This is a genomic window from Vibrio nigripulchritudo (assembly GCF_027924785.1).
In the GTDB taxonomy this organism is placed as follows: Bacteria; Pseudomonadota; Gammaproteobacteria; order Enterobacterales; family Vibrionaceae; genus Vibrio; species Vibrio nigripulchritudo.
This window is the reverse complement of the sequence record NZ_AP027049.1, coordinates 1,638,970-1,653,046: the sequence shown is the minus strand read 5'-3', so window position 1 is coordinate 1,653,046 and position 14,077 is coordinate 1,638,970. Positions and strand designations below refer to the sequence as shown.

General features: G+C 45.4%; 11 protein-coding genes. 5 read left to right on the top strand and 6 right to left on the bottom strand.

The annotated features are described in order from the left end of the window. Positions 1-120 precede the first annotated feature (120 nt). Positions 121-1,437 carry a hypothetical protein gene (locus tag QMG91_RS07770; RefSeq protein WP_281830097.1) on the top strand — a complete coding sequence of 439 codons (1,317 nt, stop codon included), beginning with the start codon at positions 121-123 and terminating at the stop codon, positions 1,435-1,437. 6 nt (positions 1,438-1,443) lie between these two features. Here the strand turns inward: QMG91_RS07770 and QMG91_RS07765 are convergent, their stop codons facing one another. Continuing rightward, positions 1,444-2,694 (bottom strand): MFS transporter, encoded by a 1,251-nt coding sequence (locus QMG91_RS07765; protein WP_281830095.1) that lies wholly within the window; start codon positions 2,692-2,694, stop codon positions 1,444-1,446. A gap of 222 nt (positions 2,695-2,916) precedes the next feature. On the opposite strand from QMG91_RS07765, the gene QMG91_RS07760 reads away from it, so the two are divergent. Continuing rightward, a complete protein-coding gene (locus QMG91_RS07760; protein ID WP_022606436.1) occupies positions 2,917-3,864 on the top strand; it encodes a cupin-like domain-containing protein in 948 nt (315 codons plus the stop codon). Between the two features lie 73 nt (positions 3,865-3,937). Here QMG91_RS07760 and QMG91_RS07755 read toward each other — a convergent pair whose 3' ends face one another. From QMG91_RS07755 to hrpA, 3 genes are all read right to left on the bottom strand, one after another. After that, positions 3,938-4,417, bottom strand: a complete 480-nt coding sequence (locus tag QMG91_RS07755; protein ID WP_281830093.1) for an outer membrane beta-barrel protein — start codon at positions 4,415-4,417, stop codon at positions 3,938-3,940. Positions 4,418-4,767: 350 nt separating this feature from the next. Further along, positions 4,768-5,220 (bottom strand): outer membrane beta-barrel protein, encoded by a 453-nt coding sequence (locus QMG91_RS07750; RefSeq protein ID WP_004406845.1) that lies wholly within the window; start codon positions 5,218-5,220, stop codon positions 4,768-4,770. A gap of 141 nt (positions 5,221-5,361) precedes the next feature. Next, a complete protein-coding gene (hrpA, locus tag QMG91_RS07745) occupies positions 5,362-9,276 on the bottom strand; it encodes an ATP-dependent RNA helicase HrpA (protein ID WP_262415332.1) in 3,915 nt (1,304 codons plus the stop codon). A gap of 370 nt (positions 9,277-9,646) precedes the next feature. Here hrpA and QMG91_RS07740 point away from each other — a divergent pair, with 370 nt between their 5' ends. Next, positions 9,647-10,579 carry a glycosyltransferase family 2 protein gene (locus QMG91_RS07740; protein ID WP_281830088.1) on the top strand — a complete coding sequence of 311 codons (933 nt, stop codon included), beginning with the start codon at positions 9,647-9,649 and terminating at the stop codon, positions 10,577-10,579. Positions 10,580-10,609: 30 nt separating this feature from the next. On the opposite strand, the gene QMG91_RS07735 is transcribed toward QMG91_RS07740, so the two are convergent. Beyond that, a complete protein-coding gene (locus tag QMG91_RS07735) occupies positions 10,610-11,035 on the bottom strand; it encodes a hypothetical protein (protein ID WP_281830086.1) in 426 nt (141 codons plus the stop codon). A 200-nt stretch (positions 11,036-11,235) separates the two neighbouring features. On the opposite strand from QMG91_RS07735, the gene QMG91_RS07730 reads away from it, so the two are divergent. Then, positions 11,236-11,820: an FMN-dependent NADH-azoreductase gene (locus QMG91_RS07730; RefSeq protein WP_004406850.1), complete on the top strand. Its 585-nt coding sequence runs from the start codon at positions 11,236-11,238 to the stop codon at positions 11,818-11,820. A gap of 179 nt (positions 11,821-11,999) precedes the next feature. Further along, positions 12,000-13,016 carry a serine hydrolase domain-containing protein gene (locus QMG91_RS07725; RefSeq protein ID WP_281830085.1) on the top strand — a complete coding sequence of 339 codons (1,017 nt, stop codon included), beginning with the start codon at positions 12,000-12,002 and terminating at the stop codon, positions 13,014-13,016. A gap of 68 nt (positions 13,017-13,084) precedes the next feature. Here the strand turns inward: QMG91_RS07725 and QMG91_RS07720 are convergent, their stop codons facing one another. Then, positions 13,085-13,933: a Cof-type HAD-IIB family hydrolase gene (locus QMG91_RS07720; protein WP_281830084.1), complete on the bottom strand. Its 849-nt coding sequence runs from the start codon at positions 13,931-13,933 to the stop codon at positions 13,085-13,087. Between the last annotated feature and the right edge of the window lie 144 nt (positions 13,934-14,077).

The window sequence follows — 14,077 nt, the reverse complement described above, 5'->3', positions numbered from 1 at the left end:
CAATTGTAAATGACTTGTTAAAGTTTATAATGGTTTGCTCATAAATATTGACTTATTCATTTCATAGCTCTCACATTTGTTTTAAAAACAAAGAATTAGGTTCTTTTTCTAGGGATAAATATGCAATCAAATGATTTTTGGCTCGACTACTTTGAAGAGAATCCTTTGGCAGACGACTTAGCCGATGACATTCGACTAAGTGGCGCGGACAGTCGATTTTCCCGACCCGACTGGCATTTATTGATGACCCCTGTGGTATATCCCGAGAAATTGGTTAAAAAACAGACAAAAATTCTACATGAGCTATTTAACCTGATTCGTAACCTCCCTAATATCGCTTTCGATGGCGAGATGGATGCGTTTGCTAATGCCCTTGGCTTTTCAGATGAGAGAGTGATCTCACTGATGGAACAACTGAAAGGCGTTAACGGAATCATACCTTGCAGGTGGGACATTCTGGATGACGGCAATCATTGGAAAGTTATGGAAGTCAATGTTGGCGGCGCCATAGGTGGATTTGCCTATGACGGTATACAGGCACTGTATGATCAGGCGCTTGAAAACGAAAAAGTCGAAGATTCAGGTCTTAAGATCGACGAGTTCTGGCAGTCTCCTTATTCACATATCTGCCCTGCTGTGGCTCAAAAGCTAGCGTCCCTCAATAACCCAAAACTTGTCGTTGTTGATGATTTCATTCAGTTTAAAGACAGCCCTTTAGTCGCCAATAGCGCTGCGGGAGCCCTGAGCACACATCTGGATATCGAAGTCAGCGCGATCCCCCACAATGAGCTACAGAATGTGCTCGCCTCGCATACGGGTGATATTGCTGTTTTTGAAGTATTCACGCTAAGTGATATGGCAAAGGATTTGGATGGTTACTCAGGCTATTTGAGTGGTCTGAAAAGCGGGAAAATTCATTCGATCATTCACCCATTCAGTGAGCTTTACATGAGCAAAGCTGCTTTGGCTATTTTGCACCAAGATGATGTTTTAGCTTCGGTTTCCGAGCAAGAGCGGCAGCTCATCGAGGTGTCTGTTCCCAAGACGTATGCCGTCGGTGAATCCAACCTGTCGCAGCTTTTAACACTCAATAAGAAGGATTGGGTACTAAAAAGTGCCATCGGCTATGGTGGACATGGTGTCACGTGCGGCTGGGAATGCGATCAAGATACTTGGCATCAAATCCTGTCAGACGCTGCTTCCCCTAACTCTCCCCTATTTATTCTGCAAAAGCGAGTGGTTGGAAAGCGACACCCTGCCATATCGATGACGCCGAAAGGCGTGTTTGTGGAGTCTGATGAAACTATGGTACTTGGTGTCTTCATGCTCAATGACTTATTCGGAGGAGGCTGCGTCCGTCAGTCACTGTCAGGTAAAGGCGTGATTTGCACTGCCAACCATGCGGCGTTAGGTGTCATGCGAGTTCAAAGAGACTAAAGTCTGTTAGTTTGTCGAATCTGCTGGTTCGTGTGATTCATTGAGCAACGGGCTTTTGAATAGGAACAAAGCCCCAACTCCAATCACCACACACAGCAACCAAATGTTGATGAGCCCTACATAGGCTGCTCCAAACCCACATAGCAGTGACCCCGTCACACCACCGACTCGCATGACCAAAGAATTAAGAGAATCAATGGTTGAGCGAACGTTATCATCCGTTGCATGATGCAAAAGGTGGTTATAAGCAGATTTTCCTAAATGGTTGGTGAAGTCGTAACAAATAAACAATAGAACAAACAAAATCAGATCACCGGAAAGAGCAAAAACGGTAGCGGCAATAAGACGAAATGTCACACTCACCACCAATACCTTACCCATTTGCTGATTCAGTTTTTCTGTCATCCAGTTGGTAAAAGCCGCTGCGGCACTGCCTAAAAACATGGTCACCGCGTAAGTAAAACCATAAACCCACTCTAACGGTTGTTCCCCTGCCAGATCTTCAAATCGAACTGGCCAGAACTTTTCGATGGCACTGGCAATGGGAATGGTTAAGAACATGGCAAACAGCAAACGCCACAAAACTGGGTGCCTCGCAGCGATGATTCCTGTTCGGACCTGCTTAGGTATGGTGGTAAACACATCTCTCGTAAATGGTTGAAACTCTCTCTGTTCTTTAACCCACACCAAACCAATAGCAAAAACCAGAACCAGACAGATAAGACCAACACTCAAAGCAAAGTCATACAGAGTCCGATCATCATAGCCCCATTGATTACCGACAAACATGATACCTGCGCACAGCAGAGCACCGACAGCAGCAAAGAAACTGGTTCTAACCCCTACTCTTGCAAAACCAGTTTGCAGAGTCATATCCCCTTCACTTTGATTAAAAGTTTCGACAAACCAGGCAGTGAGTGTGCCAGAGCTAATGGCGATACTCGCTCCCCACAGAAACATGGCAATGACACCACCAGCAAAAGTAGGAAAAAGGAGGAGTGTTAAATAGGAAGAAGCACTAAAGGCAATCGAGCCAAGAAATACTTTTTTCCGGCCAACCTGATCTGCCAGCCCGCCAGTCGGCAATTCCAGAAGCATGACGGTAACGCCCATGGTCGCCATGATCATCCCTATTTGGGGAATACTCATGCCGAAACTCATAAAAATAGGGGTCATAACGGGTAATACGACGAATTGAGAGACGAAAAACAGCCCCATAAAAAGACCATAGCGATGACTGAGCTGCAATCGATTCATCTGGAAATCCTTCTCCCCATAGACAATTAGAACAAAAGCAATCAAAGAAGATTGCCAGATAAGATACTGATGATAAAGAGGTTGTTTATAAGCTTATAGTCAGCCGACAAAAGAACAACGTTTTGATCACATACAAAGCAACAAAATTTATCATTTTTTATAAAAATATATAACATCATTCTGAATGCACATTTTGGGATGATCGCTCAGGGAGACTACGTAATGGAAGTGGCAGATAAGGTTCAGGAAGAGCACGTTTTTAAGTTCATACCGGGCATGGACTCCGCTCCTGAAATTGAAACCGTACTTGCCAGCGAACTCACTCCCAAAGAATTCTATGATCGATACGTGTCGCAAAATCAGCCCTGCTTAATCAAAGGGGCAATCAGCCACTGGGAGGCTATGGATAAATGGCAGGATCCCGAGTATCTCAAAGAAAAAAATGGAGACAGCCCAACACCTTATTATCCTCACATGAACTATGAAAGTGCAGAGAGAATGGGAGAAGGCAGAAAAGTCGAACCTTTTCATCATGTGCTTGATTTGCTTCGTTCCGGTACTGAGGAAATACTGAGTGCGCCGTCTGTCGTATTGAGTGAAGAACCATTTAAAGTATTGGCTCCTGACACCAACGGTTATCGATTCTTGCCCAATCCGCCTAAGCCCATTGCTTATCCCAAATCCCGAGCTTTTATGTACAAAGGTGCCGGAACAGGCTGGCATTTTCACGTAACCGATGAAACGTTAATGAGCCAGGTGATTGGAACGAAAAAAGTCGGCTTGCTGCCACCTGACAAGCTAACCGATGACTTAGTATTTGATGCTTTTAAAGCCGATGCATACTTGGAAAATGGGGACTGTTTTGATCAGAGTAAGTCAAACGCAATCAAACCATTTACTGCCCTAGTTGAGCCAGGTGACGCCATGTATATCCCACCATTCTGGTGGCATGGCATAGAACCCACTGACAATGAGTTTGGAATTACGGTTGCTCAGTGCTGGCGTTCACCTCTTCATGTGATGGGCGATCTTTCCTACCCCACAGTGAGAAAAATCTGGAAGAAAGCGTACACCGAACCGAGCAAAGTGACTTTTGCTATTACAGCGCTGGGCATTGCGAGTTTGGGAGCTCAATTGTGGCGCTGGATAACCAAACCGCTGCGGACATAGATATCGTAGATATATAGATATCAGACACAAAAAAACCTCCCATATTGGGAGGTTTTGCATTGAACCGTCTTTCTTACAAGAAGTGAATCGTCGCGTTCAGTGTGAATGAACCGATTGAACCTACATCGTTCTTGTTCACTTCAAACTGCTGGTATGAACCACCAACAGAAAGCATGTCGATAACAAAGTATTCTACGCCGACACCGTACATCATTTTAGTGCCAGAGCCTTTTTTGTTAGAACCTTTGTCCAAATCGTAGTTGTGCATGCCGCCTTTCGCGTAAATATGCAGAGGAACAAAGTCGATGCTTGGCTTTAGTGCGGCGTAAACAGAGCTGCCTTCAATACCACCATCAAATTTACCGTGATTCCAGTAGCCTGCTTCTACACCGATGATAGGTAAAATACCAGTACCAACATGGAAGCTGGTTGCAGTCGCATTTTTGCTGTCCAGATCAGATTGACCTGCGTTTACACCACCATACAACCAAGAGTCTGCGTTAGCTGTTGTCGCTGCGCCCATTAATGCCAAAGCTAAAAGTGTTTTTTTCATTTCGTACAACTTTACTTCTGATCGTGTGAAACGTCCCGCTCCACGTGTTTCCAATTACAACCATGATTCATCATGAACCACGAACATACCTAAATAACCTGACGACGGTGAGATTTACTCATTCTCACCCAAGTCATTTGGGTATGGTTTTCAACCCTTGGGAAACTGTTGCTATTAAGGAAAACTCGAATTGTACCGAAGCGCGATTATTTTAAGGTTAACAATGCGCTTTAGCCATACTTAGATGTAAAACTTCTTAAGTTTTTTTATGCTTTAAAAGCACTTTTATTCAGACGCTCAATAAAAATGCTGGCAAACGCCAGCATTTTAGATAACAGCTCAAATTTTCTTTACAAGAAGTGGAAAGTTGCCGTCACAGTAAACGATGTGATATCACTGTAGTTGTCACCACGGTTAAATGACTGCCACGAACCACCAAGAGACAGATTATCCACTAAGAAATATTCCGCACCTGCACCGTACATTAAGCCAGTCCCATCACCTGCACCATCGTTGTCCCAAGAGTGCAGACCACCTTTTGCGTAAATGTGAAGAGGACCAAAATCAATGCTTGGCTTAACTGCCGCAAACAAAGAAGTGGTATCACGGCCATGGCTCCAGTAGCCTGCTTCCAGACCCAAAATCGGCAAGATGCCGGTACCTACGTGGAAACCAAATGCCGTTTCTTTGTCGCCGCTTCCGAAATCAGACTGACCAAAGTTGCCGCCTGCGTAAAAAAACGAATCTGCGCTGGCTGTTGCTGCAATGCTCGCTAAACCCAGAGCCAACAATGTTTTTTTCATTTCCATTCCCTCAAATACGTGTTCAGAGAATAACAATTTATCCCCCGGTAAATTGACGTAACACATTAGAACAACGTCAGTATTTACGTCAGCTTAATTCCTTCTTGCAAAGAATAGACCATTATTATCGCTGGAATATCCTTAGCACTCAGAAATGGCGTTTTTAACACGTTTATCAGACACCGGATAAGGCGTACCTAACTGTTGAGCGAAGAAACTCACCCTGAGTTCTTCGATCATCCAACGCACTTCTTTCACGTTGTCCGGGATTGCCACGCCTTTTGGAATCTTGTTCAACAGCTCTTTATAGTCGTTGGTCACTGATTCAATTTTCAGCATGTGCAGTCGGTCTTTGTTTGGATCGATTGGCAGCTTTTCCATTCGACGTTCAATCGCCTTCATGTAGCGAAGAATGTCTGGCAGCTTCTTCCAACCGCACTCTGTCGCAAACCCTTTGAAAATCAAACCTTCGATTTGAGCTTTGATATCTGACAAGGCAAACGCCATAGTGAAATCGATCTTCCCTTTCAGCTTTTTGTTGATGTTGAAAGCCGTGGTCAAAATCGTTTCTACCTGCTTAGCAATATCGACAACTGTGTCGTCCAGCTCCGCGCGAACGTGTTCTTTCAGGGCTTCAAACTTGTCCGACTCCCAAACCAAACCGCCTTGCTCTTCTATCAGCTTATCCACACCACAGGCAATACAGTCATCGATCAAGTCCAGGACCTTGCCATAGGGGTTGAAGTAAAGCCCAAGCTTAGACTTGTTTGGAAGGTTCGAGTGCAGGTATTTGATAGGAGACGGCACATTCAGTAACACCAGACGACGCTGACCTGCCTGCATCGCAGAGATCTGCTCTTGCTCGGTTTCAAACAGCTTAATTTCAACGCTGTCTTTCGAATCAACAATCGCAGGGTACGCTTTCACATCGTACCCGCCGCGCTTCTGTTGATAGACTTTTGGCAGTTCGCCGAAGCTCCACGTATGGAGACCTTGCTGCTCGATATCGTCATCCGCCACCTTTGATAAGGTCTCTTGCACCTTATCTTTCAGGCTTTCTTTTAGCTCGTGGAGATCTTTGTTCTCTTTCAGCTTACGATTGCGGTGATCGACAGCGCGGAACGTTACCTTTAAGTGCTCCGCTACCTGATCTAAATTCCAGTCTTCACGCAGTACTTCCACACCAGTCATTCGGCGCAGCTCTTTCTCTAACGAATCAAGCAATGGCGCTTCCATTGGTGTCGCACGCGCCAAAAACGCATCGGCATAGTTCGGTGCTGGCACAAAGTTTTTGCGCAAAGTTTTTGGCAATGCCTTAATCAGGCTGACGATCAATTCATGTCTTAAGCCTGGAATCTGCCAGTCGAACCCGGCAGGTTCTACCTGGTTGAGAATCGGAAGCGGAACGTGAACCGTCACACCGTCGCTGTCTTCGCCCGGTTCAAACTGGTAGCTCAGCTTGAGTTTCAAACCGTTCTGATGCCAGAAGTTCGGGTAATCCAGATCGGTGATGTGGCTGGCGTCCCCTTTGAAGAGCATCTCTTTTTCAAAGTTGAGCAGCTCAGCATTCTCTTGGGATGCCTTTTTCCACCAGGTATCGAAATGACGCCCGGATACCACTTCAGTGCCAACGCGTTGGTCGTAGAAGTCGTAAAGCTCATCGTCATCGACCAGAATATCGCGGCGTCGAGACTTGTGCTCCAACTCCTCGACTTCCATCAGCAGTTTTCGGTTTTGCTTGAAGAAGGCGTGTTTGGTTTCCCACTCACCTTCCACCAGCGCACTACGAATGAAGATGTCTCGGCTCACCGTGCTATCAATGTTGGAATAGTTGACCAGTCGCTTAGGAACAATCGGTACTCCGTACAACATCACCTTTTCATACGCCATAACGGCGGCGCGTTTCTTCGACCAATGCGGTTCGCTGTATGTTCGTTTGATCAAATGCTTGGCGAGTGGCTCAATCCATTCCGGCTGAATCTTGGCAATGATTCGCCCCCATAACTTGGAGGTTTCAACCAGCTCAGCAGACATGATCCACTTAGGCTGCTTCTTGAACAGACCGGAAGCAGGGAAAATATGGAAGCGTGCGTTTCGCGCTCCTTGGTAATCATTTTTCTCTTGGTCTTTCACACCAATATGAGAAAGCAAGCCCACCAATATCGCACTGTGAACGCCTTGATAACCGCCTGGCTCATCGTTCAGTTTAAAGTCCATCTCACGCATTGCCTGATGGATCTGGAAGTACACGTCTTGCCATTCACGAACGCGCAAATAGTTCAAGTAATCCTGCTTACACTGCTTGCGGAACTGATTGCCTGATAGCGCTTTTTGTTGCTTTTGAACGTATTCCCAAAGGTTTACAAACGTCAGGAAGTCCGATTCTTCGTGGAAGAAACGGCGGTGTTTATCATCCGACGATTGCTGTTTGTCTGATGGACGCTCACGCGGATCTTGAATCGACAGCGCTGACGCAATGATCATTATCTCTTTCAGACAACCGTATTTTGGTGCTTCTAGTACCATACGAGCCAAACGCGGGTCGATAGGCAGTCTGGCAAGCTGACGACCAGCGGGTGTGAGACGCTTCTTAGGGTCCTTCGCTTTGTCGTTAATGGCACCCAGCTCTTCAAGCAGCCTGACACCGTCTTGAATGTTGCGCTTGTCTGGTGCTTCAACGAACGGGAAAGCCTGAATATCACCCAACCCAAGCGCAGTCATTTGAAGAATAACGGAGGCAAGGTTGGTTCGCAGGATTTCAGGATCGGTAAATTCCGGGCGAGATTCGAAATCTTCCTCAGAATAAAGACGAATACAGATACCCTCTTCCACACGACCACAGCGACCTTTACGCTGATTCGCACTCGCTTGAGAAACAGGCTCAATCGGCAATCGCTGCACTTTGGTTCGGTAGCTGTAACGACTGATTCTCGCTGTACCCGGATCGATAACGTATTTGATGCCCGGAACCGTCAGCGATGTTTCCGCGACGTTAGTAGCTAGGACGATACGTCTGCCTGCGTGAGGCTGGAAGATTTTGTTTTGTTCACCAGCTGAAAGGCGCGCGTACAAAGGCACGATTTCTGTGTCACGGAGATTTCGCTTATTAAGCGCATCGGCGGTGTCACGAATTTCTCGCTCACCGTTCATGAAGATCAGGATGTCTCCTAATCCTTCGTCGCACAATTCATCGACCGCTTCGAATATGCCTTCAAGCTGGTCACGATCATTGTCGTCATCGCCAGAAAGCGGACGATAACGGGTTTCTACTGGGTAGGTACGACCGGAAACTTCAATAATGGGCGCGTTGCTAAAGTGCTTAGAAAAACGCTCTGGATCGATGGTTGCCGAGGTAATGATGACTTTCAAGTCTGGGCGACGTGGAAGCAATTCCTTTAGGTAACCCAAAATAAAATCGATGTTTAAGCTGCGTTCGTGCGCTTCATCGATAATGATGGTGTCATATTGATTTAAGAAACGGTCATGCTGGATTTCCGCCAGCAATATACCGTCGGTCATCAATTTGATTTGGGTGTTATCTGAAATCTGGTCGTTAAAACGAACTTTGTAACCTACAAACTCGCCGAGCTTGGTTTCCATCTCTTCCGCAATACGGTTAGCCACCGATCGCGCTGCCAGCCGGCGTGGCTGAGTATGACCAATTAATCCGAACTTTCCACGACCAAGTTCCGCACAAATCTTCGGAAGCTGAGTTGTCTTACCCGATCCTGTTTCACCCGCCACAATCACGACTTGATGCTCTGCGATTGCCGCGGCTATGTCGTCTTTCTTCTGGCTTACAGGCAGGATTTCTGGATATTCGATGGTCGGTTGGTACGCTGAACGCTGCTCGGCGGTCATCATGGACTTTGCGATGTCCAATGCAATGTCGTCGAATGCCGCGAGTCTGGATTCTTCTTTCTTTATTTTACTTGCACCCTGAATTCGTCGTGAAAAACGAAAACGGTCTTTAATCATGCAATCTTTGAGTGCAGCTCTTAGCTTAGATGGGCTGTTTGGAACGTTGCCAGCTGCATTTTGCTGTGACGAGGTCAAAGCGATACCTTCTTATTTTTAATTCTCTCGATAAAACTGGCGCGAATTGTATCACAACTGCGCGAAAGTCACCTCATGGTGGAACCAAAGGCGATGTCAGGAAATTTTACGCAATTTCGGCTAGTTAGATCTCTTTACGCCCCCTCTAACAACAATTGTTAAATTGAAAAATACGCATGAGTAAATCTACACGCAATTTGAGATAACCCCTCGCAAAATGACAGAACGCGAGCATACTGACTTGATTGAATATGTAATTTAACGAGGAAAAATACGAATATTCATAGAGTTAAATTAGAGGATCACAGTTGGCTTGGATTCTGCTTAGTAAGAACTCAGTCCCCCATTTTTACAAGCAGAGGTAATCATCATGCAACCATTAGTCAGTGTCGTTATTCCTACTTATAACTGCCTTGATTATCTATCCAAAGCGATAGGCAGTGTACTTGAGCAAGATTTGGAGGAACTTGAAATTCTGGTGATGGACGATGGTTCCACAGATGGCACTTTCACTTGGCTAGAGAAAATCGCCGAGCAGCACCCGCAGATCGTTCCTGTCAGGCTCGATCACGTTGGTGTGGTTGCGGCGAGAAATCACGCAATCGAAATGGCTCGCTCCGAATACATCGCCTTTCTGGACGCGGATGATTACTGGCTTCCCGGAAAACTCAAGTGCCAGCTTAACTGGCACATGGCAAGTGAAGACCACGTTCTCAGCTTCACCAACTACATGCATTTCAATGAGGAAGGTAAAGAGATCATCGATTGCTTTGGCTACTGGAAAGTTTTCAATCACCTTCCGCATGCCAATCGCTTTTTCGAGCTCGATAGTGCCGGAGACGAAATTCTTGCGACCAACATGATAGGTACTTCCACGGTTGTTGCCAGACGAGACGCCCTTCTTAAAGTCGGAGGTTTTAGCAGTGAACTGAAATCGGCCAGTGATTGGGATATGTGGCTGAAACTGGCGCAATGCGGGAAAGTATCGGCGAATCCAAAAATTCAGATGCAATATTTGATGAGAGCCGGATCCATAACATCAAACCGCCTGAATCGACTCGAAGCGATGAGACGAATAATCACCGGCTACATAAACCGTTATCCAGCCTCTGACAAAGCATGTGAGCTTGCGTGGTCACGGCTTGAGGAAGGTTATGCGGAGTATCATCGCGAACAGGGAGAGGCAAAAAAGGCATTGCGCTGGGATTGGGTATCATTAAGACGCGCACCAGAATTCCGTAAGCTCAAGCACTTAAGCCGAGATTTGTACTACTTGATGCGCTCTCCTTCTAGAGCGAACTAAGTGGCTAAGCCAGACAGTTGACCACCTAAATCACGACAAATCAGGAAATGGAAACTCGTCTGGTTCGACGAACTGTGCTCTTGCCTGGTCTGAAAATAGCGTCGTTTTGGTGTAATGGTGCAACAGAAGATTACTGTTTAAGAGCTCTGGGTTAGCTTCAATAAAGTGATCGAATGAAACACAGCCTTCTGACTTTTTCATAAAGCACAGAATTGCCATAAGCCATGCTTTGGTAAGCGTTTCATGGTATTTACCTTCGGGCGCAATTCCATTATGAGACAGCAGATTGGTCAACGAATTACGCATTCTGTCTAATGTTGACTCAAGCGACATGCCCGCTAAGTAAATGTAGCCCAGCCTAATATGCGCTTTGTGATTAAATTCTGATATCGGAAAACCACAAGATTCCACTTGCTGTAAAAAGATCTTGTCTTCCTGAGAAATGATGCTGTTCATATAACCTGCCTTTTTGCTTATTCATTTCCAGAATGCACCCTAAACCTATAGACGGGTCAATAGGTTATTCGACATTTCAGACAACAAAACTCATTCGAAAAATTTGAATGACATAATCGTGAACAGCGTATTATCTTTGAGATTCGGTCTGCCTAGAATGACACCATCAAAACCAAAACAGATAAACAAAGGACGAAATGATGGCTCAAGTACTGATTCTTAAATCAAGCATTCTAGGTGCTCATTCTCAATCTAATGCTCTAATCGATGTGATTGCTGAAAATGCGACTGAATCAAATGTGGTTATCCGCGATCTGGCTGAAAATCCTCTCCCGATTCTTGATCATAACGTTTTGGCGGCGTTTGGCGGTGGAGAGGATCTGACAGAAGAACAGCAAGAGATTCTGGCTAAATCTGACCAGTTGATTGAAGAAATCAAACAGTCAGACAAGCTGGTTATCGCAGCTCCGATGTATAACTTTACCGTACCCACTCAGTTAAAAAACTGGATTGATATGATTGCTCGTGCTGGCGTGACGTTCCAGTATTCGGAGAATGGTCCCGTTGGTCTGTTAACCAATGTTAAGGAAGCGACGGTTATTACAACCCGTGGTGGTGTTCATAAAGACACAGAAAATGACATCGTGACAAGCTACCTGAAAACCACTTTGGGTTTCGTTGGCATCCACAATGTGAATTTTGTTTACGCTGAAGCTCTGGGTATGGGTGAAGAAATCGCCGCTAAAGGCATCGAAAGCGCAAAACAGCAACTTCCTACACTTTAATGCATTAGTTTCTTAATACACCTTGTCTCTTTGCCCACCTTATGGTGGGCTTTTTTAATTGTCTGAAAGTAATAGGTTTTGTTCAGACTTAATTGCCTGTTAACCCACTTGCATTATTATCGTTCGGTAGCCTTATGACACATTCTTAAACAACACGCTTCTAAAGCTTAGGGTCTACGATGAGTTTTACTGAACAAGAAATCCATGAGATTCACAACGCTATCCAGCCATTTGACGACGACACTGAGATCGCAGTAGCTAAGATTCAAAGTGATCAGGTGGCATTTTATGGTGCGAGAAACGAATCTGGAACTCCTCACGCGGTTGAAAACTTTACGTCGGTATTCGAAATTGGTTCGATAACCAAAGTTCTGACCTGTCACTTACTTGCCAAATCCGTTCTTAATGGGGAAATTGCGCTTGATGAAGCAATTAATCATCACATCGCAGTACCCTTCAGGAATAAACTTTCCATCACCTTCAAAGAACTCGCCAGTCATACTTCTGGGCTTCCGCGTTTGCCACCCGGTTTGATTTGGGGCGCGCTTTTTAAGAACGCTAAGAACCCCTACAGAGATTACCTGGAACCCCAACTACTGTCTTACCTTGAACATAAACTCAAACTAAAAGGCAAGGGAAAATCTGTTTATTCAAATCTCGGTATGGGTTTGCTCGGCTACACACTCGGTCAGCACTCCAATAGAACCTATGAAGACTTACTTCAAGAGTCGATTTTTAAACCCTTGGACATGCACAATTCGACGTCTCAATTGTCCTTGGTTCAGTCTAGATTAGTTCAGGGGTTAAATAGCGCCGGAAAGCCAACACCAAATTGGGATCTCGGAGTTTTGGCAGGCGCTGGAGCGGTGCTTTCTACAGTAGAGGATTTTTCAAAATATATCTTGTGGTGCTTAAAAGAGGATAACGCCATTTTTAAACTGCAAAGACAGCCAGTCAGCACGGAGCATGGGGCGCGCATCGGTTTAGGTTGGGTAATTCTGGGGGAACCAGATGAGAAAGAACGCTATTACTTTCACAACGGTGGAACTGGTGGCTATAGCTCTTGCATGATGATTGATATTCAGGAAAAGACTGGATATGTCGCGCTATCCAACATCACAGGGCTACAAAAACGAAAAGGTCCCGTGTTGGACAGACTTGTCGACACGTTAATCAAAGGTCACCCGGATTCTTAGAGTTACAAAGGCGAGTTTTGGCTCGCCTTGTGGTGTGTGCAGCTTACACATAGCACTTAAATGATAACCTACAGTGCAATCCGCCTGTAACTGTCTGTTTGTTGGAGCAGTTCAGTAATGATTTCTAATACTCCCCCTTCATTGTTTGTGCTTTTGGTCACCCGGTTGGATGCTTCCTGAATGGCAGGGTCAGAGTTTTTCATTGCTACACCAACTCCGGCAGTTACCAGCATAGAGAGATCGTTATAACTATCGCCCACCGCTATCACGTCGTTCCAGGTTAAGCCAAGTTTTTCAATATGAGTAGCTAGTGCAGCGCCTTTGGTGTTGCCTTTGCGTGCAAAATCAATTCGGTTGATCCATGAACGTTCACCGATAAAGTGCTGGTTTATTAACGGGTGTCCCATGAATTTTTCCATTTGCGGGCTGTTTCCTTCCACCACAAATTTCCAAACATGGTTAGCATTGTGAATAACAGCTTTGAAACTGCTGCAAGGTTTGATTTGAGGTCGGATACTGCGTTTGATATTGTCCGCCCAAAGCTGAAGAGAACGCATGTGACCGCTCTTCGAAGATTTGTGGTACGCCATCATCTCATCGACATAAACCACCAGCTCTAGCTGGTAATGCTCCGCGATAGAAAGAAATTCCAACGCTAATTCTTTGTCTATATCTGAATGGCTGAGCACTTTAGCCTGAGCGTAATCGTACACGTAAGTGCCATTACAGCAGATTGTTGGCGTGTCTAACTGCAACTGCGAGTAATAAGGCAATGCAGCCGTATGATGACGCCCGGTCACCAGCATAACGTGACAACGATTTTTCAGAACCCTAATTGCGTTGATCACACTGCTTGGTATGTCTCGCCTGTCGGTGAGCAGTGTACCATCCATATCAAGTGCCAGTAGTTTACTCATTCTCCTCTCCCTAAATTTTATCTCTTCTCCGGTATAAACATCACAAGGTACTTGCAGTCATACCGAGAAGTATCCCCTCACTTTTGCCAAATACCCGAAGTGAGTTTGATCAATATTGCGTATTGAAAAATATAGAGGTCTAAA

Excerpts from the sequence above, each read along its gene's own strand:
- QMG91_RS07725 (WP_281830085.1), top strand. The coding sequence starts at position 12,000 with ATGAGTTTTACTGAACAAGAAATCCATGAGATTCACAACGCTATCCAG.
- QMG91_RS07735 (WP_281830086.1), bottom strand. The coding sequence starts at position 11,035 with ATGAACAGCATCATTTCTCAGGAAGACAAGATCTTTTTACAGCAAGTG.
- QMG91_RS07730 (WP_004406850.1), top strand. The coding sequence starts at position 11,236 with ATGGCTCAAGTACTGATTCTTAAATCAAGCATTCTAGGTGCTCATTCT.
- QMG91_RS07760 (WP_022606436.1), top strand. The coding sequence starts at position 2,917 with ATGGAAGTGGCAGATAAGGTTCAGGAAGAGCACGTTTTTAAGTTCATA.
- QMG91_RS07765 (WP_281830095.1), bottom strand. The coding sequence starts at position 2,694 with ATGAATCGATTGCAGCTCAGTCATCGCTATGGTCTTTTTATGGGGCTG.
- QMG91_RS07770 (WP_281830097.1), top strand. The coding sequence starts at position 121 with ATGCAATCAAATGATTTTTGGCTCGACTACTTTGAAGAGAATCCTTTG.
- QMG91_RS07740 (WP_281830088.1), top strand. The coding sequence starts at position 9,647 with ATGCAACCATTAGTCAGTGTCGTTATTCCTACTTATAACTGCCTTGAT.
- QMG91_RS07755 (WP_281830093.1), bottom strand. The coding sequence starts at position 4,417 with ATGAAAAAAACACTTTTAGCTTTGGCATTAATGGGCGCAGCGACAACA.
- QMG91_RS07750 (WP_004406845.1), bottom strand. The coding sequence starts at position 5,220 with ATGAAAAAAACATTGTTGGCTCTGGGTTTAGCGAGCATTGCAGCAACA.
- QMG91_RS07720 (WP_281830084.1), bottom strand. The coding sequence starts at position 13,933 with ATGAGTAAACTACTGGCACTTGATATGGATGGTACACTGCTCACCGAC.